This window comes from Leucobacter sp. OLIS6 (assembly GCF_002752355.1).
Classification (GTDB): Bacteria; Actinomycetota; Actinomycetes; order Actinomycetales; family Microbacteriaceae; genus Leucobacter.
In genome coordinates this window covers 23,002-39,224 of sequence record NZ_MRAV01000004.1, presented here as the reverse complement: position 1 = coordinate 39,224, position 16,223 = coordinate 23,002, and the positions used below count along the sequence as shown (strand labels likewise).

Below are 16,223 nucleotides of genomic sequence, written 5' to 3'. Positions count from 1 at the left end.
AGGATGTGCCCCGCGATGGTCGTGGGGGCGGGCCGACCGCGCGGCGCTCGCGCGGTCGGCTCTCCCCCACGCTCATCGCGGGGCTCATCCTCGTCGGCATCGTCGTGCTCGCCGCAGTCGTGTCGTTCGTCTGGACCCCGTACGATCCCGTGCAGGTGAACGCCGGCGACCGCCTCCAGGGCCCGAGCGGCGCGCACCTGCTCGGTACCGACAAGTACGGCCGCGACCTGTTCTCGGGCATGCTCGTCGGCGCCCGCATCACGCTGTTCGTCGGCGTCATCTCGGTCGGCATCGCGCTGCTCATCGGCACGCCGCTCGGCATCCTCGCCGGGATCCGCGGCGGGTGGATCGAGGAGATCGTGATGCGCGCCTCCGACATCGCGCTCGCGTTCCCCGCGCTGCTGCTCGCGATCATGTTCGCGGCGGTCTTCGGCGCGTCGACGCTCACGGCCATGGTCGCGATCGGCATCTCGACGATCCCCGCGTTCGCACGCGTCGCGCGCTCCGGCACGCTGCAAGTGATGAACACCGAGTACGTGCTCGCGGCGCGCGCCGCGAGCCAGTCGCGAACCCGCATCGCGGTGCGGCACGTGCTGCCGAACATCATCGGCATCGTCGTCGTGCAGTGCTCGGTCTCGTTCGCCCTCGCGGTGCTCGCCGAGGCCGGCCTGAGCTTCCTCGGTCTCGGCACCCCGCCGCCCACGCCGTCGTGGGGCCGCATGCTGCAGGAATCGCAGCAGTTCCTCGGCACCCACCCGCTGCTCGCCATCGTGCCCGGCATCGCCATCGCGATCGCCGTCATGGGCTTCAACCTGCTGGGCGACGGGCTGCGCGACCGATTCGATCCGAAGCTGAACGGGAGCCGCGGCTGATGACCACCGAAACGAAGACCCTGCTCGCCGTCGACGGGCTCAACGTCCGCACCCCGCATCGCACGCTCGTGCACGACTTCTCGCTGCACATGGCGCACGGGGAACGGATCGGCCTCATCGGCGAGTCCGGATCCGGCAAGTCGATGACCACCACGGCGCTGCTCGGACTGCTGCCGAACGGCGTCACCGCCGACGGATCCGTGCGCCTCGACGGCCACGACGGCAACCTGCTGGAGGCGCCCGAGTCCGAACTCATGCGGGTCCGCGGCCGCGACATGGCCATGGTGTTCCAGGAACCGTTGACCGCCCTCAACCCGCTCATGCGCGCGGGCGACCAGGTCGCCGAGATCATGCTGCAGCACAGGCTCGCCCCGTCGAAGGCGGAGGCACGCAAACGCGCGATCGAGATGCTCGACGCCGTGCACCTGCCCGACCCGGCGCAGGCCGCCCGCGCATACCCGCACCAACTCTCTGGCGGGCAGCGGCAGCGCGTCATGCTCGCGATGGCCCTCGCCAACGACCCGGCGCTGCTGCTCTGCGACGAGCCCACCACGGCGCTCGACGTCACCGTGCAGCGCCAGGTGCTCGACCTGATCCTCGAGCTCGTGCGCGAGCGCGGCACCGGCCTGCTCTTCATCACCCACGACCTCGCGGTCGTCGCGAACATGTGCACCCGCGTGCTCGTGATGAACCAGGGCGTCGTCGTCGAGGAGGGGCCGACCGAGGACATCTTCACGAAGCCGCAGCACCCCTACACCCGCGGCCTGCTCGCGGCCTCCGATCTCGAGGCCACCGACGCCGACGGGCGCCTGTTCACCGTCGCGAGCGCACAGGACTACGTGCCCCCGACGGTCGAGGCCGCGGACGCGGATCCGGCAGTCTCATCCGCCGAGGCCGCTCCCTCGGAGCCGGCCGAGGTCCCCGCGCTATTCGTCGCACCCGCCGCACCTGCCGAGACCGTCATGAAGGTCACGGATCTCGTGCGGACCTACACGCGAGGACGCACGAGCCTGTTCAAGCCGGCCCCCGAGGTGCGCGCGCTCAAGGGCATCTCGTTCGAGGTGCCGCGCGGCGGCCGCCTCGGTGTGGTCGGCGAATCGGGCTCCGGCAAGTCGACGCTGCTGCGGATCCTCGCGGGTCTCGACCAGCCGACCTCCGGCAGCGCGGTCGTCGCGGGTAACGAGGTCTCGGGGGCGAAGGAATCGCAGCTGCGTCAGCTCCGGCAGCAGCTGCAGATCGTGTTCCAGGATCCGATGGGGTCGCTGGACCCGCGCATGACGGTCGAGCAGATCATCTCCGAGCCGCTGCTCGTGCGCGGCCGGAACGAGACCGCGGCCGAGCGCTCGCGCATGGTCGCCGAGATGCTCGAAGCGGTGGGCCTCCCGGCCGAAGCCGCGGCGCGCTACCCGCACCAGTTCTCGGGCGGGCAGCGACAGCGCATCTCGATCGCCCGTGCCCTCATCTGCCGGCCCGAGGTGGTCGTCGCCGACGAGCCGGTGAGCGCGCTCGACGTCTCGGTGCGCGCGCAGGTGCTGAACCTGCTCGCCGACCTCGTCGACGAGTACGGGCTGACGCTCGTGTTCGTCTCGCACGACCTGAACGTGGTGCGGCACCTCTGCGATTCGGTGATCGTGATGCAGTCGGGCGAGATCGTCGAAGCCGGCGACACCGAGACGGTCTACCGCGACCCCCAGCACCCGTACACGAAGCGCCTCATCGATTCGTCGCTCACCCTGCGTCAGGAGCTCACCCATGCCTCGTAACGATCTCTTCGCGCTCGACGCGGGCGCTCTTGCCACCGGCTACGCGGAAGGCGAGTTCACTCCGAGCGAGGTCGCCGAGAGCGTGCTCGCGCGCATCGCGGATCGCGAGCCCGAACTGAACGCGCTCTACCTGCACGAGCCCGACGAGGTGCGCGCCGACGCGACCGCCTCGACCGCGCGCTGGGCTGCGGGGGCTCCGCTCAGCCCGTTCGACGGCGTGCCCGCGACGGTCAAGGAGAACATCGCGCGTGCGGGACGTCCGAAGCCTGCGGGCACCGCGCTGCCGAACCCGCCGATCGCCGCTGCGAATGCCCCGACGACCGACCGCCTGCTCGAGGCCGGAGTCGTGATCCTCGGGTCCACCACGATGCCCGACTGGGGCATGCTCTCCTCCGGCGTCTCGAGCCGGCACGGGATCACCCGCAACGGCGTCGATCCCGCGCTCACCTCCGGCGGCTCCAGCGCGGGTGCCGGCACCGCGGCGGCGGCGGGCTACGGCCCGCTCCACGTCGGCACCGACATCGGCGGATCGATCCGCCTGCCCGGCACCTGGCAGGGCCTGACCGCCCTCAAGCCGAGCGAGGGCCTGATCCCGCTCGACGTGCCCTACACGGGGCGCGCGGCCGGTCCGCTCGCCCGCACCGCGGCCGACGCGATCCGGCTGATGTCGCTCGTCGCGAAGCCCGACGAGCGCGACTATCTGACCCGGCCCTACGGCCCGATGGACTGGTCCCTCGAACCGCTCTCCCCCGCCGGGCTGCGCGTCGCGCTGCAGCTCGATGCGGGATCGGGTCTCGCGGTCGAGCCCGAGACCCGCGCGTTCATCGAGGCCGCGGCAGCACGCTTCGCCGAGGCGGGCGCCGTGGTCGAACTGCTCGATCCGTTCGTTCCTGCGGAGGTGCTCGACGGGCTCGTCGATTTCTGGCGCAGCCGCTCCTACGCCGACCTCGAACTGCTGAGTGAGGCGGATCGCGCGCTCGTGCTGCCGTTCATCGCCCGGTGGTGCTCGGCCGGCGCCAGCTTCTCGGCCGCGCAGACCGTGCGCAACCGCGGCTGCGCCGACGAGATCGCGCGCCTCACCCGAGCGGCCACGGCCCCCTACGACCTCGTGCTATCACCCGTGTCACCCGTCGCGGCGTTCAAGGCCGAGGATCCTATGCCGATCACCGATCCGCTGCAGACCATGGGGCACATCTCGTTCACCGTGCCCTACAACATGTCGGGCCAGCCCGCCGTCTCGATCGGCGCGGGGATCCAGGCCGACGGCCGAACCGTCGGCCTGCAGATCGCGGGCCCCATCGGCTCCGACGACCGACTGCTGCGGGTCGCGCACTGGTTCGAGACGGTGCGCGGCGCCGAAGCGAGCGTCGACTGGTCGGCGGTGCGCTGAGGCGCTCGCGCCGCGCACCCCGAACTGCTGAGATAGGCGTATGACCGCATCACGGCCGAACGCCCTCTACCTCTACGCGCACCCCGAGGCGCGCTCGTTCAATCGGGAGCTCTTCGACGCCGCCCGGGCGGAGCTCGAGCTCACCCACGACGTCGTCGCGAGCGACCTCTACGCCATGGGATTCGATCCGCTGCTCGACGACCGGGACCTCGGTTCCCTCGCGCGGGCGAGCGGCAGCTTCATCTCGCGCTGGACCCGCGCCACGGCCGAGTCCCAGCTGCCGGAGGACATCCGCGTCGAACAGCAGAAGCTGCTCGACGCGGACCTCGTGGTGCTGCAATTCCCGCTCTGGTGGTACTCGATGCCTGCGATCCTCAAGGGCTGGTTCGACCGCGTGCTCACCGCGGGCTTCGGCTTCGACGTGGTCGATCCCGAGACCGGTCTGGCCCGCAGGTACGGCGACGGTCTGCTCACCGGCAAGCGCGTGCTGATCGTCGTGTCGTACGGCGAATCCGACGCGGCGCTCGGCCCCCGCGGCATCGCCGGCGACCTCAACACGATCCTCTACGGGCTCACGCACGGCGTGCTGTTCTACGCCGGTTGCGAGGTGCTGCCGCTGCACGGCATCGAGGGCGTCGACGGCTTCGACTCCCGGGACGTCGCGCGCGAGATCACCCGCCTGCGCGAGCGGATCGTCGGCCTCGACGCCGAGACCCCGATCCCCTTCCGCCGTTTGGAGAGCGGGGACTACACGCCGGAGCGAGTGCTGCGCGACGAGGTCGCACCGGGCCGGACCGACCTCGGGATCCACCGCGCCGACGCCTGAGCCCCGGCGTCGAGTTAGGCTGAGAGACATGACTGAGATCGCGCAACGATCCGTGTTCGCCCGGCCGTGGTACTGGCTCCTCATCGGTGTCGGCCTCGCGGCGATCGCAGTGCTGCTCACGCTGACCGTCGTAGTCCGCGCGGGAGCTCAGGGCACCGCCGCAGAGCCGGCGCAGAAGACCGAGCAGGAGGCGCCCCGCGCCTTCGGAGACGGCTCGACCGCGGATTCGCCGCTGAAGCCCGACACGAGCGTCGAGATGACCTACATGCCCGGGCGGCTCATCGGCACCGCCGAGGAGCAGGCCGACCGCACGGCGACCGTCCGGGTGCTCGACGCGAATTTCGATGCCACGGCCGAGGCGCTCGCCGAGGATCCCTGGGCCGACCTGATGCTCGACCCGGGCCAGAAGCTCGTGATCATCGACTTCGAGATCACCAACCACGCGAGCGAGAAGAGTGCGGGCATCACCATCGGCCCGGGACTCCAGCTCGTGGACCGGAGCGGGAAGACGTACGACATGGATGTGGTCCAGATCGCGCTCGACCAGGACAAGGTGCTCGGCACGGACTACCCGAAGGAGAAGCCGGTACGGGCCGTGGGTGTGTACACGGTTCCCGACGACCTGGACGCGGACTCGGCGGTCGTGCAGATCAAGACCGACCTCGCCAAGCTCAAGCCCGGCGGCGATCGGAGCAACCCAGACGACTACGAGCCCGTGTACACCTACGCCGCGGCGCAGTAGCCCGCCCGAACCGCACCGATTTCGAGGAACACGATGACTACCATTCAGCCGGGGTGGTACCCCGACGGCTCCGGATCCCTCCGATGGTGGGACGGGCAGCAGTGGACGGAGCACACGAGCCCCGCGAATCCGCAGGCTCAGGCACAGGCTCAGGCTCAGGCACAGGCTCAGGCTCAGCAGAATGCGCAGCCGCAGGCGCCGCAGCCGGTCCAGCCGCAGGCTCAGCAGTACGCGCAGCCGGTCCAGGAACCCACGCAAGCGGGAGAGCCGCAGGCCGCACCTCCGCGGCCCGCGAAGGACAGGCTCCGCCACTCGGGCGCCGCCTGGGCGATCGCCGGTGTCGTCGCGCTCGGCATCATCGGCTCCGGGATCGCGCTGAGCGTAAGCCTCGCTACCTCGCGGCCGGCGGCGGAAGCGGGCGAGTCCGCACCGCAGCCGAACGCCGGCAGCGGGAGCGGGACGACCGAGAAGGATCCCGCACCGTTCGTGACGCGCACGCCCATCGACGAAGGGCAGACCCGTCGGCTGGAGTCCGCAGTGCAGGCCTACAACGACGCGTACAAGCGGCAGGACTGCGCCGCGTACAACGCGGCCACCACCGAGGCGTTCCGCAAGACCGCCGGCGCCTGCACCGGCAAGGAGTTCTTCGCCGGTGCGGTGGCGCCCACGAGTTCCCGGACCCTGAAGTCCCACCAGGCCGCTCCCGGAGTCTACGAACTCTGGGTCGACGAGAAGTTCGTCTCCGGCGAGACCACCCAGTCGGCGCGGTACTCCTACGTGCTGAAGGAGGACCCGAAGACGGGCGCGCTCCTGGTCGAGATGGTCGTCGACCGCAACGGGCGCTTCAAGTCGTGAATCGAACCTTGGCCCGGTCGCGGCGGACCGCCGCGCGGCTCAGGCCGGCGGGGTGAAGCGCCCGTCGATCGCGGTCCAACCGCCGTCGACGCTGACCGTGGAGCCGGTCACGAAGGTCGAGGCGTCCGAGGCGAGGAACACGACCGCGCCCGCGAGCTCGTCGGGGCGGGCCCAGCGTCCGAGCGCGCTCTTCTCGGCGTAGGCGCGGTACCACGCCTCGTTCGCCCGGATCTGCCCGGTCAGCGGGGTCTCGACGACGCCGGGGGCGACCACGTTGACCCGCACGCCGGCGGCGCCGTACTCGGCGGCCGCGGTCTTCGCGAGCTGCACGAGGCCGGCCTTGGTCGCCGCGTAGACCCCCTGTCCGGGCTCGACGACCTGGGCGCGGATCGAAGCGAAGCCGATGATCGATCCGCCGCCGTTGTCGGCGAAGCGGCGCCCGAACCGGCGGATCAGCTGGAACGAGGCCCGCAGGTTGAGGTTCACGACGCGGTCGAATTCGTCCATCGAGTAGTCGTCCATGCGCTTGCGCACGTTCGTGGCGGCCGTGAACACGAGCGCCGAGGCCGTTCCGAAACGCTCGGCCGCGGCCTCGACCGCGTCGTCGTCGAGCACGTTCAGCTCGAACGCCTCGGCGACGCCGCCGCGCTCCGCGATGAGCGCCGCGGTGGCCTCCGCGCCCTCGAGCGAGTAGTCGGCGACGACCACGTGCGCGCCCTGCGCGGCGAGCGCCTGCGCGGCCTCGCGGCCGATCCCGCTGCCCGCACCGACGACCACGACGGTGCGGCCGTCGAGGCGGAAGAGGCGGGAGTAGTCGACGGCGGGGGTGGGGGCGTTCATGCGGTGACCTTTCGGGGTGCCGGGCGGATCATGGCCATACGGGTGACGGTGAACTCCTCGATCGCATAGCGCGGGCCCTCGCGGCCGATGCCGGAGTCCTTGACGCCGCCGTAGGGCATGATGTCGGAGCGGAAGCCGGGGATCTCGTTGACGACGACGCCGCCGACCTCGAGCCGCTCGATCGCGGCGAACGCGCTCTCGAGCGAGGCCGTGTAGATGGCGGCCTGGAGGCCGTACCGGGAGTCGTTGACGAGGTCGACCGCGGCGTCGACCGAGTCGACCGCGGTGAGGCAGACGACCGGGCCGAAGATCTCCTCGCGCCAGACGTCGGCGTCGACCGGCACGTCGCCGAGCAGGATCGGCGGTACGAGCCCGCCCTCCGCCGGGATCTCGACGTCGGTGAGCTTGCGCGCGCCGGCGGCGAGCGCGCGCTCGACCGTGGCGCGGATCCGATCGGCGGAGGCCGCGTTGATGACGGGGGCGACGTTCGTCGCGATGTCGCGGGGATCCCCCACCCGGAGCTCGCCCATGCGGGCGACGAGACGCTCGGTGAAGCGTTCGGCGATGGGCCGTTCGAGCACGACGCGCTGCACCGAGATGCAGGCCTGGCCATTGGCGTAGAAGCCGCCACGCAGCACTGCGTCGACGGCGGCGTCGATGTCGGCATCGGCCGCGACGATGAATCCCGTGTTCGAGCCGAGCTCGAGCAGCGTCTTGCGGGGCGCCGCCTGCCCGGCGATGAGGTGCCCGATGGCGGCGGAGCCGGTGAACGAGACGACCTGGGCCCGGGAGTCGCGCACGAGGACCTCGCCGACCTCGGGGCCGCCGTTGACGAGCTGCACGGCCGCGCCGGTGACACCGTGCTCGGCGAGCACCTCGCGCACGATGGCGACGAGCTCGATCGTGGCGAGCGGGGTGTTGGGGGCCGGCTTGATGATCACGGGGCAGCCGGCGGCGATCGCGGGGGCGAGCTTGTGGGTCGCGAGCAGCACGGGGTAGTTGAATCCGGCGATCCCGACGACGACTCCGGCGGGCTTGCGCGTGTAGTAGCCGATCATGCCCCGGCCGAGCTCCTGGAGGTCGAGCGGCACGGTCTCGCCGTGGACGTGCGACACCTCCTCGGCGGTGGCCTGGAGCGTGACGATGGTGCGGCTCACCTCGGTACGGCAGTCGACGCGGGGCTTGCCGGTCTCGAGCACGAGCAGGTCCTCGAAGCGCTGCGCGTCGGCCGCGAGCCGGTCGTGCACGGCGGCGAGGATCGACTTGCGCTGCGCGGTGGTGAGCGCGGCGACCTCGGTGCGGGCGGCTTCGGCCGCGTCGAGCGCGGCGAGCGAGTCGGCGACCCGGCTGACGGGAGCCGGTCCGACGACGCTGCCGTCGTAGGGGAAGACGACGTTCGAAGCACCCTCGACGGGCAGCCAGCCGTCGCCGATCGGGAGGGCTCCCGCGGGCGCGATCAGGTCGAGCGGATCTGACATGGCTGGCCTCCTTGCTGCCGACGCACCCCCGTTTCGAGTGGTCTTACCATTTAATATAGATCACCACGCGGGCCATCTCCAAGCGCACGGAGAAAGCGAGTCGGCACCCGGCCGAAATCAGGCCGTGGCACCCAGCCGACGCTCGAGCACCTGGCCAGGCCACCCGTCGACATCGAACTCGACGGTCCGCTCGTACCCGCAGGACTCGTAGAACCGCACGAGCGCGCCGGTGCCGCCCGCATAGCAGTCCACGCGCAGGCGATCGATGCCCGACCGCTCGGCTTCGGCGTCGGCGAAAGCGAGCAGCGCGCGCCCCGCTCCCCTCGCCCGCGGGTCGCGCGATCCGATGAGGATCCGGACGTACACCTCGGGTTCCTCCGCCGGCGGCACGTAGGGCATGGCCTCGCCGAGCACGAGCAGGCCGACCACGCCCGCTCCGGGCAGTTCGGCCACCCGCGCCCCGGGCAGGCGCAACGCGTCGCCGACCTGCGTGATCCGACGCTCCTGACCGGACCAGGGATCCGCGCCCCACTGCTCCGTGTTGCCGTTCGACACGAACCAGGCCACCGCGTCGTCGAACAGCCCGAGCACCGCGTCCAGGTCCCCGGCCTCGGCGCTGCGAAGACGCATCCTCTCCAGCGAGGCGCGTTCCACGCTCAGAATTCCCTTCCCAGCGTCATCGATCGACGCACCGTCCCGAATCCGACGCCTTCATACAGGCCGACCGCTCCGGTCGGGCTCTCGGAGTCCACGTCGAGCACCGCGCGCTCGAGCCCGTCCTCGCGGAGCGCCCGCAGCGCGCGCCCGAGCAGCGCCTTCGCGATGCCGCGACCCCGGGCATCGGCGACCACGCCGAGCAGATCGATATACCCGAAGGAGTACCCCCGCAACTCCCAGTCCTCGCGGTAGACCGACACGATCACGAACCCGAGCACCCGCCGCGAGCCCCCGTCGCCCTCCGTCGCGACGAAGGAGAGGTCCGGGCGCGCGGACTCGAGCTCGTCGGCCTCCTGCCACTCCCGCTCGCTCACCGGCTGAGATCCCCAGTGATCGCGGAACGAGTCGTTGCGCGCGATCCGGGTCGCCTCCTCGTTGCCCGCGTACCCCTCGACGCGCAGCCCGGGTGCGAGCTCCGGTTCCGCCGCGACTCCGGCGAGGTCGCGTTCGAGCTCGAGCCACCACCGCGCGATGCGATATCCGCGGGACTGCGCGAGCGCGATGGTGCCGGCCTCGTGCTCGTCGGCCCCGAGCGTCAGCCAGCCGGGCGCCTCCGAGTCCTCCGCCGACAGCATGCGCCGGCCGCGCTCGTCCTGCCAGTCGAGCAGCGCACCGCCGATCCCCTGCCTGCGCCATTCCGGGTGCACGGCGCCGTCGAGCCCGATCCGGATCTCGGCGCCGCGCTCGTCCCCCTGGCTCACGAAGCCGTAGGCGACCGCGCGCCCCTCCGCGTCGAGCGCGATCGCCGAGTCCCGTTCGAGTCGCAGCTTGGGATCCTCGAACCAGAGCTCGCACTCCTCCTCGGTGGTCGTCGCCCATGGGTTGTCGACCGCGTCGCAGGCCTGCGACAGTTCGAGCAGCAGCGGGACGTCGCTCTGCGCGATGCGCCGCCAGGTCACCCCCGCGACATCGGCGGGCAGGCGCAGGGCATCGGGTGCGGAGACCCGCTCTCGCAGAGGCTTCATCGACTCGGCTCCATCTCGTCTCTCAGTGCGGCCGTTCACGGCCGCCGCGATGCCCACCATGCTATTGATCGCGGCGCGCGACCGGCTGGGAGCCGCACGCCGAAGGCCACCGGGCACCCGCCGAGCACTCGCCATGAGTGGCCTGACCAGTTAATATGGTTCACACTGTGCGCCGCGGCGGAGGATCCCCGCGCCCGCCCACCGGCACTCCGCGGAAGGACTCAACGATGACGCGCTCCCACCAGATCGCCGTGCTGCCCGGCGACGGCATCGGCCCCGAGGTCGTCGGCTGCGCGCTCGAGGTGCTCGACGCCGCCGAGGCTCGATACGGCTTCCGCACCGAGCGCCGCGAGTACGCCGCCGGAGCCGCCCACTACCTCGAGACCGGCGAGCTGTTCGCCGAGCTCGAGGACGAGTTGCGCGGCGCCGACGCGATCCTGTTCGGCTCGATGGGCGATCCCCGCGTCACGCCGGGGATCCTCGAGCGCGGCTTCATCCTCGAGATGCGCCAGCGGTTCCAGCAGGCCGCGAACGTGCGTCCCGTCCGCCTGTATCCCGGCGTCCCCACGCCCATCGCGGACCTCACCCCCGAGCGCTGCGAGCTCGTGATCGTGCGCGAGAACACCGAGGGAGCCTACGTCGGTCGCGGATCCACCGTGCACGCGGGCACTCCGAACGCGGTCGCCATGCAGGAATCACTCAACACCCGCGCGGGAATCGAGCGCGTGGTCGACTTCGCGTTCCGCCTCGCCGCCGGCCGCCGCAAGCGCCTCACCCTGTGCCACAAGACCAACATCCTCGTGGCCGCCGGCCAGCTCTGGCAGGAGGTCGTCGCCGACGTCGCGACCCGCTACCCCGAGGTCGAGACCGACTACGTGCACGTGGACGCGATGTGCTTCCACCTGCCGCTCTCCCCCGAGCGCTTCGACGTCGTCGTCACCGACAATCTCTTCGGCGACATCATCACCGACCTCGGCGCCGTGATCCAGGGCGGCCTCGGCGTCGCGACGAGCGCTAACCTCAACCTCGACGGCTCGGCGCCGAGCATGTTCGAGGCGATCCACGGTTCCGCTCCCGACATCGCCGGCACCGGCTGGGCGAACCCCTCGGGCGCGATCCTCTCGCTCGCCCTCATGCTCGGCCACCTCGGCGAGGCCGATGCGGCGCGCGCGGTCGAAGCCGCGACCGTCGAGGTGCTGGGCTCGCTCCCCGCGCTCTCGGGCCCGGGGATGGGGGCGTCGACCGCCGAACTGGGATCGCGCGTCGCCGCGATCGTCCGCGACGGCGCCGCGAGCCCCGAGCTCGTGCCGGACTCGCTGCTCGGCACCCTCTCGGCGCTCGAACCGAGTCGGCCCGCGACGGCCTGAACCGGTTCGGGCCCGCTATCGGGTCTTGCGCGCGCCCCCACGACCGTGGGGGTTGCCGCGCGCCGCCATCCCGCGCATGCCGCGCGCACCCTTGCCGTCGCCCGGGCGACCTCCGGACGGCGCGCGGCCGTGCGCATCGGTGTCGCCCTCGGCTGCGGTGAGCAGTGCGCCGCGCTCGGCGCCGGACAGCTCGCGCATCTCGCCGAGCCGCAGCGTACCGAGGTTGAGCGGCCCGAACTGCCGGCGCACGAGCTCCTCGACGGGGTGCCCGACCTCGGCCAGCATGCGGCGTACGATCCGGTTCTTGCCCGAGTGCAGGGTGATCTCGACGAGCGAGTGCCGCGCCCCCTCGCCCTGCAGCAGCTTCGCGGCGTCGGCGCGGATCGGGCCGTCCTCGAGCTCGATCCCGTCCTTCAGCCGCTGGATCGTCGCGGGCGTCACGCGTCCCGTTACCTTCGCGATGTAGGTCTTCTGCACGCCGAACTTGGGGTGCGCGAGCTTATGCGCGAGATCGCCGTCGTTCGTCAGCACCAGCAGTCCGGACGTGTCGGTGTCGAGGCGCCCGACGTTGTAGAGGCGGTCCTCGACGAGGTCGGTGAACTCGCGCAGGTCGCGGCGTCCCTTCTCGTCGGACATCGTCGAGACGACTCCGCGCGGCTTGTTGAGCACGAAGTACCGCTTGCTGGCGTCCAGCTGCACGACGACCCCGTCGACCCGCACCTCGGAGTCGAGGTCGAGGCGACTGCCGAGTTCCCGCACGATCTCGCCGTTCACGGTCACCCGCCCACTGGTGATCAGCACCTCGCAGGCGCGACGCGACGCGACGCCCGCGTGCGCGAGCGCCTTCTGCAAGCGCGGGCGGTCGTCGGCGGGAAGCTCGGGCTCCGCATCGCCGTCGGCGGTCGCGGCTCCCGGCCACCCCCACTCGGCGAGGTCAATCTCGACGGCCTGACCGTCGACCGAGAACTCCCCGCCGGAACCGCCGGAGCCTCCTGAACCGCCGGAGCCTCCGGTGCGTCGCTGCTTCGGGTGTTCGTCAGAACGACTCATGTTCGAAACCTTCCAGTCCGTCGTCGAGCAGGGGCGAGATGGGCGGCAGTTCCTCGACGCTCGAGATGCCGAGGTGCCCCATGAGCGTGTCGGTGGTGCCGTAGAGGATCGCGCCGGTCTCGCCGTCGTGCCCGACCTCGGTGATGAGCCCGCGCCCCACCAGCGTGCGCACGACCGAGTCGACGTTCACCGCGCGGATCGAGGCGATCGCGCCGCGCGAGATCGGCTGCCGGTAGGCGACCACGGCGAGCGTCTCGAGCGCGGCCTGCGAGAGCCGTGCCGGGGTCTGCTGCTGCACGAAGTCCGCCACGACCGGGTCGAGCGTCTCGCGCACGTAGAAGCGGTATCCGCCGGCGACCTCGCGCAGCTCGAAGCCGCGCACCGGCCCGTCCATCGCGCCCGCGTAGTCGTTCGCCAGCAGGTCGACCGCACGGCGCACCTCGCGCACGGGGCGGTCGGTCGCGGTCGCGAGGCTCACGATGCTCAGCGGTTCGTCGGCGACGAGCAGCAGCGCCTCGAGCTGCTGCTCGAGCGTGTGCTCGGCGCGCGCCCGCTCCAGCTCGCCCGCCGCACCGGGCGCCTGCGTCCCATCGGCCGGCTGGCCCGCGGTCGGTGTCGTCTCGTTATCCGTCATAGTCCGTTCCCAGTGTCGCAAGAGAGTCGTCCGACCAGTGCTCGCCGGTCCAGCGCACCGTCAGCTCGCCGAGCGGTTCCGCCTGCTCGAAGCCCACGGCGTCGCGCCGGTACAGCTCGAGGATCGCGAGGAACCGGGCGACGATCACGCCGCGCTCCGACCCGAACTGGAGTCCCGCGATGAGCTGCCGGAAGGTGTGCGTCCCGTCGGTTCGCAGCATGGCGACGACGATGGCCGCCTGCTCCCGGATCGACACGAGCGGGGCGTGCAGGTGGTCGAGGCCCACGGTGGGCAACTCGCGCGGCGTGAAGGCCAGCACGGCCATCGCCGCGAAGTCGTCGGCCGACAGGGTCCAGACGAGCTCCGGACCGCGCTGGCGGTACCGCGCGTCGAGCGGCACCTGCCTCGGGTGCCGCGCCTCCTCGGACTCGATGCGGCTGCGGAACCACGCGCTCGCCTGCTTGAACGCGCGGTACTGCAGCAGCCGCGCGAAGAGCAGATCGCGCGCCTCCAGCAGCGCGATGTCCTCGGCATCGACCGCCTCGCCCTGCGGCAGCAGGCTGGCGATCTTCATGTCGAGCAGCGTGGCCGCGACCACGAGGAACTCGGAGGCCTGATCCAGCTCGATGAGCCCCTGCCCGTCGAGCGACGAGAGGTAGGCGATGAACTCGTCGGTGACGAGGCTCAGCGAGACCTCGGTGATATCGAGCTCGTGCTTGCCGATCAGGTTCAGCAGCAGGTCGAACGGGCCGTCGAACACCTCGAGCGAGACGCGGAACCCGGGGGCCTCCGGGCCGCCGGCCTCCGCGGTGCCGAGCTCGGTCATGCCGCGCCCATCTGACCGCTCAGGCGACCACGCCGCGGGCGACGAGCTCCCGCGCCAGCTTCAGGTACGCCTCGGACGCCGCGTTCGACGGCGCGTAGTCGAGGATCGGCTTCGCCGCGATCTGCGCGTCGGGCAGCTTCACGGTGCGGCCGATGACGGTGTCGAACACCTGGTCGTCGAACGTGTCGACGACGCGCTCGAGCACCTCGCGCGCGTGCAGGGTGCGCGAGTCGTACATCGTCGCGAGGATGCCGTCGAGCTCGAGCGCCGGGTTGAGGCGGTCCTTCACCTTGTCGATGGTCTCGACGAGCAGCGCGACGCCGCGCAGCGCGAAATACTCGCAGGCGAGCGGGATCAGTACGCCGTGGCTCGCAGTGAGGGCGTTCACCGTGAGCAGGCCGAGCGAGGGCTGGCAGTCGATGAGGATCACGTCGTAGTCGTCGACGACCTTGCGGAGCACGCCCGCGAGGATCTGCTCGCGCGCGACCTCCGTGACGAGGTGCACCTCGGCGGCCGACAGATCGATGTTCGCCGGGATCACGTCGAGACCGGGGGTCGCGGTGCGCACGATCGCCTCGCGCGGATCCTTGACCTTGCCGAGCATGAGGTCGTAGATGGTCGGCACGTCGTGGGCGGGCACGCCGAGGCCGGCCGAGAGCGCGCCCTGGGGGTCGAAGTCGACGGCCAGCACCCTGCGGCCGTAGCGCGCGAGCGCGGCGGCGAGGTTGATGGTGCTCGTCGTCTTGCCGACGCCGCCCTTCTGGTTGCACATCGCGATGATGCGCGCGGGGCCGTGTCGATCGAGCTTCTTCGGTGCCGGAATGATCCGCTCGGGTCGCCCGGTGGGACCGAGCTCGACCTGCTGCTTCGCCATTCCGGCCCTCCTCTCGAGTCGCTAACGATCCATCCTAGCGTGCGGCGACCGCCCCGGATTCTGCGCGATCATGACCGCGGTCGCGACCGCCGTCGCGATCGCCGAGCCGTTCCGCGGCGAAGTCCAGCAGCGCGAGCGCGCGCGAGGTCAGGTCCATGTCCTCGGGCCAGATCCCCACCACGTGGGTGACGGTGACGGGCGGGTCGAGCGGGCGGATGACGATCGGCCGCCCCTCGAGGCTTGTCGTCGCCGCGTTGGGCCGCGACATGAGCAGGCCGTAGCCGAGCCCCCGCCCCACGAGCGCCTCGACGAGCCCGATCTCGCTGACCCGGGCCTCGATCGACGGTTCGAGGCCTCGGGCGGCGAACGCGTCGGTGACGTTCACCGTGCCGGGGGTCGCGTCGAACTGGATGTAGGGCTGGTGGGCGAGATCCGGCAGGTCTATCGTCTTGGCCGACGCGAGCGGATGATCCGGGTGCAGGTGGACCTCAAGCTCGGTCGCGTAGATCTTCCGGCGGCGGTACCCGACCGGCAACGACACGTCGTACACGAGGGCGACGTCGAGGCGCCCGGCTTCGAGCGCCGAGAGCAGCTCCTCGTTGGTGCCGACCATGATCTCCATGCGCACGCCGGGGTGGAGCTTCGGGAACTCCTCCAGGAGCTCGGGCACCACGTTGGTCGCGAAGGTCGAGTAGCAGCCCAGCTTCACGGGTCCGCGCAGCTCCTGCCCGAGGCCCGGGCCCAGCACCAGTTCCTGCGTCTCGGCGACGATCCGCCTGGCCCGCTTCGCGAACTGCTGCCCGGTCGGGGTCAGCGTGAGCCCGCGGGCCTTCCGACGGACGCACAGCTGCTCGCCGACGGTGCGCTCGAGCACCGTGATCGCTTGCGACAGCGCGGATTCCGAGATGTGCAGGTGGGCGGCCGCCGCGCTGAGCGTGGCGAAGTTCGGGAGCGCGGCGAACAGCTCCAACTGGCGCAGACTCACATCGGCCACGATGCCCCCTCGAAACGTATTCTTCGGTTC

General features: G+C 71.3%; 16 protein-coding genes. 7 read left to right on the top strand and 9 right to left on the bottom strand.

What is annotated here, in order from left to right; genetic code table 11:
• Positions 1 to 5 precede the first annotated feature (5 nt).
• From BMH31_RS02895 to BMH31_RS15660, 6 genes are read left to right on the top strand one after another with little or no spacing between them, the layout of a single operon-like run.
• Entirely contained in the window at positions 6 to 872 is an 867-nt protein-coding gene (locus BMH31_RS02895) for an ABC transporter permease (RefSeq protein WP_099769553.1), read from the top strand.
• Complete coding sequence (locus BMH31_RS02890) at positions 872 to 2,635, top strand: ABC transporter ATP-binding protein (protein ID WP_099722829.1); 1,764 nt, start codon at positions 872 to 874, stop codon at positions 2,633 to 2,635. Before BMH31_RS02895 ends, BMH31_RS02890 begins: the two co-directional genes overlap by 1 nt.
• Entirely contained in the window at positions 2,625 to 4,025 is a 1,401-nt protein-coding gene (locus tag BMH31_RS02885) for an amidase (protein WP_099722828.1), read from the top strand. The genes BMH31_RS02890 and BMH31_RS02885 overlap by 11 nt, the downstream gene beginning before the upstream one ends.
• Positions 4,026 to 4,065: 40 nt before the next feature.
• Positions 4,066 to 4,851: an NAD(P)H-dependent oxidoreductase gene (locus tag BMH31_RS02880; protein ID WP_099722827.1), complete on the top strand. Its 786-nt coding sequence runs from the start codon at positions 4,066 to 4,068 to the stop codon at positions 4,849 to 4,851.
• 28 nt (positions 4,852 to 4,879) lie between these two features.
• On the top strand, positions 4,880 to 5,593 hold the full coding sequence (locus BMH31_RS02875; protein ID WP_099722826.1) for a hypothetical protein: 714 nt from the start codon (positions 4,880 to 4,882) through the stop codon (positions 5,591 to 5,593).
• Between the two features lie 33 nt (positions 5,594 to 5,626).
• Positions 5,627 to 6,448, top strand: a complete 822-nt coding sequence (locus BMH31_RS15660) for a DUF2510 domain-containing protein (protein ID WP_099722825.1) — start codon at positions 5,627 to 5,629, stop codon at positions 6,446 to 6,448.
• Positions 6,449 to 6,487: 39 nt separating this feature from the next.
• On the opposite strand, the gene BMH31_RS02865 is transcribed toward BMH31_RS15660, so the two are convergent.
• The 4 genes from BMH31_RS02865 to BMH31_RS02850 form a co-directional block, all read right to left on the bottom strand.
• Positions 6,488 to 7,288 (bottom strand): SDR family oxidoreductase, encoded by an 801-nt coding sequence (locus tag BMH31_RS02865; RefSeq protein ID WP_099722824.1) that lies wholly within the window; start codon positions 7,286 to 7,288, stop codon positions 6,488 to 6,490.
• Positions 7,285 to 8,766 carry an aldehyde dehydrogenase family protein gene (locus BMH31_RS02860; RefSeq protein ID WP_099722823.1) on the bottom strand — a complete coding sequence of 494 codons (1,482 nt, stop codon included), beginning with the start codon at positions 8,764 to 8,766 and terminating at the stop codon, positions 7,285 to 7,287. The genes BMH31_RS02865 and BMH31_RS02860 overlap by 4 nt, the downstream gene beginning before the upstream one ends.
• A 117-nt stretch (positions 8,767 to 8,883) precedes the next feature.
• A complete protein-coding gene (locus tag BMH31_RS02855; RefSeq protein WP_168187880.1) occupies positions 8,884 to 9,396 on the bottom strand; it encodes a GNAT family N-acetyltransferase in 513 nt (170 codons plus the stop codon).
• 26 nt (positions 9,397 to 9,422) lie between these two features.
• Positions 9,423 to 10,448, bottom strand: coding sequence for a GNAT family N-acetyltransferase (locus BMH31_RS02850; protein ID WP_143469783.1), 1,026 nt, complete (start codon positions 10,446 to 10,448; stop codon positions 9,423 to 9,425).
• 227 nt (positions 10,449 to 10,675) lie between these two features.
• Here BMH31_RS02850 and BMH31_RS02845 point away from each other — a divergent pair, with 227 nt between their 5' ends.
• Positions 10,676 to 11,815, top strand: a complete 1,140-nt coding sequence (locus tag BMH31_RS02845) for a 3-isopropylmalate dehydrogenase (RefSeq protein WP_099722820.1) — start codon at positions 10,676 to 10,678, stop codon at positions 11,813 to 11,815.
• Between the two features lie 15 nt (positions 11,816 to 11,830).
• Here BMH31_RS02845 and BMH31_RS02840 read toward each other — a convergent pair whose 3' ends face one another.
• The 5 genes from BMH31_RS02840 to BMH31_RS02820 all read right to left on the bottom strand — a co-directional run bounded on the left by BMH31_RS02840 (position 11,831) and on the right by BMH31_RS02820 (position 16,193).
• The gene (locus BMH31_RS02840; protein WP_306460328.1) at positions 11,831 to 12,667 is read right to left on the bottom strand and encodes a pseudouridine synthase; all 837 of its coding nucleotides are present in this window, start codon (positions 12,665 to 12,667) and stop codon (positions 11,831 to 11,833) included.
• Positions 12,668 to 12,851: 184 nt separating this feature from the next.
• Positions 12,852 to 13,499 carry an SMC-Scp complex subunit ScpB gene (gene scpB, locus BMH31_RS02835; protein ID WP_099722818.1) on the bottom strand — a complete coding sequence of 216 codons (648 nt, stop codon included), beginning with the start codon at positions 13,497 to 13,499 and terminating at the stop codon, positions 12,852 to 12,854.
• Positions 13,489 to 14,325: a ScpA family protein gene (locus BMH31_RS02830; RefSeq protein WP_099722817.1), complete on the bottom strand. Its 837-nt coding sequence runs from the start codon at positions 14,323 to 14,325 to the stop codon at positions 13,489 to 13,491. The genes scpB and BMH31_RS02830 overlap by 11 nt, the downstream gene beginning before the upstream one ends.
• A 19-nt stretch (positions 14,326 to 14,344) precedes the next feature.
• Entirely contained in the window at positions 14,345 to 15,199 is an 855-nt protein-coding gene (locus tag BMH31_RS02825; RefSeq protein ID WP_046454653.1) for a ParA family protein, read from the bottom strand.
• Positions 15,200 to 15,233: 34 nt separating this feature from the next.
• Positions 15,234 to 16,193: a LysR substrate-binding domain-containing protein gene (locus tag BMH31_RS02820; RefSeq protein WP_099722816.1), complete on the bottom strand. Its 960-nt coding sequence runs from the start codon at positions 16,191 to 16,193 to the stop codon at positions 15,234 to 15,236.
• Between the last annotated feature and the right edge of the window lie 30 nt (positions 16,194 to 16,223).

Coding starts and splice junctions, on each gene's coding strand:
- BMH31_RS02890 (WP_099722829.1), top strand. CDS start 872: ATGACCACCGAAACGAAGACCCTGCTCGCCGTCGACGGGCTCAACGTC.
- BMH31_RS02885 (WP_099722828.1), top strand. CDS start 2,625: ATGCCTCGTAACGATCTCTTCGCGCTCGACGCGGGCGCTCTTGCCACC.
- BMH31_RS02880 (WP_099722827.1), top strand. CDS start 4,066: ATGACCGCATCACGGCCGAACGCCCTCTACCTCTACGCGCACCCCGAG.
- BMH31_RS02875 (WP_099722826.1), top strand. CDS start 4,880: ATGACTGAGATCGCGCAACGATCCGTGTTCGCCCGGCCGTGGTACTGG.
- BMH31_RS15660 (WP_099722825.1), top strand. CDS start 5,627: ATGACTACCATTCAGCCGGGGTGGTACCCCGACGGCTCCGGATCCCTC.
- BMH31_RS02865 (WP_099722824.1), bottom strand. CDS start 7,288: ATGAACGCCCCCACCCCCGCCGTCGACTACTCCCGCCTCTTCCGCCTC.
- BMH31_RS02860 (WP_099722823.1), bottom strand. CDS start 8,766: ATGTCAGATCCGCTCGACCTGATCGCGCCCGCGGGAGCCCTCCCGATC.
- BMH31_RS02855 (WP_168187880.1), bottom strand. CDS start 9,396: ATGCGTCTTCGCAGCGCCGAGGCCGGGGACCTGGACGCGGTGCTCGGG.
- BMH31_RS02850 (WP_143469783.1), bottom strand. CDS start 10,448: ATGAAGCCTCTGCGAGAGCGGGTCTCCGCACCCGATGCCCTGCGCCTG.
- BMH31_RS02845 (WP_099722820.1), top strand. CDS start 10,676: ATGACGCGCTCCCACCAGATCGCCGTGCTGCCCGGCGACGGCATCGGC.
- scpB (WP_099722818.1), bottom strand. CDS start 13,499: ATGACGGATAACGAGACGACACCGACCGCGGGCCAGCCGGCCGATGGG.
- BMH31_RS02830 (WP_099722817.1), bottom strand. CDS start 14,325: ATGACCGAGCTCGGCACCGCGGAGGCCGGCGGCCCGGAGGCCCCCGGG.
- BMH31_RS02825 (WP_046454653.1), bottom strand. CDS start 15,199: ATGGCGAAGCAGCAGGTCGAGCTCGGTCCCACCGGGCGACCCGAGCGG.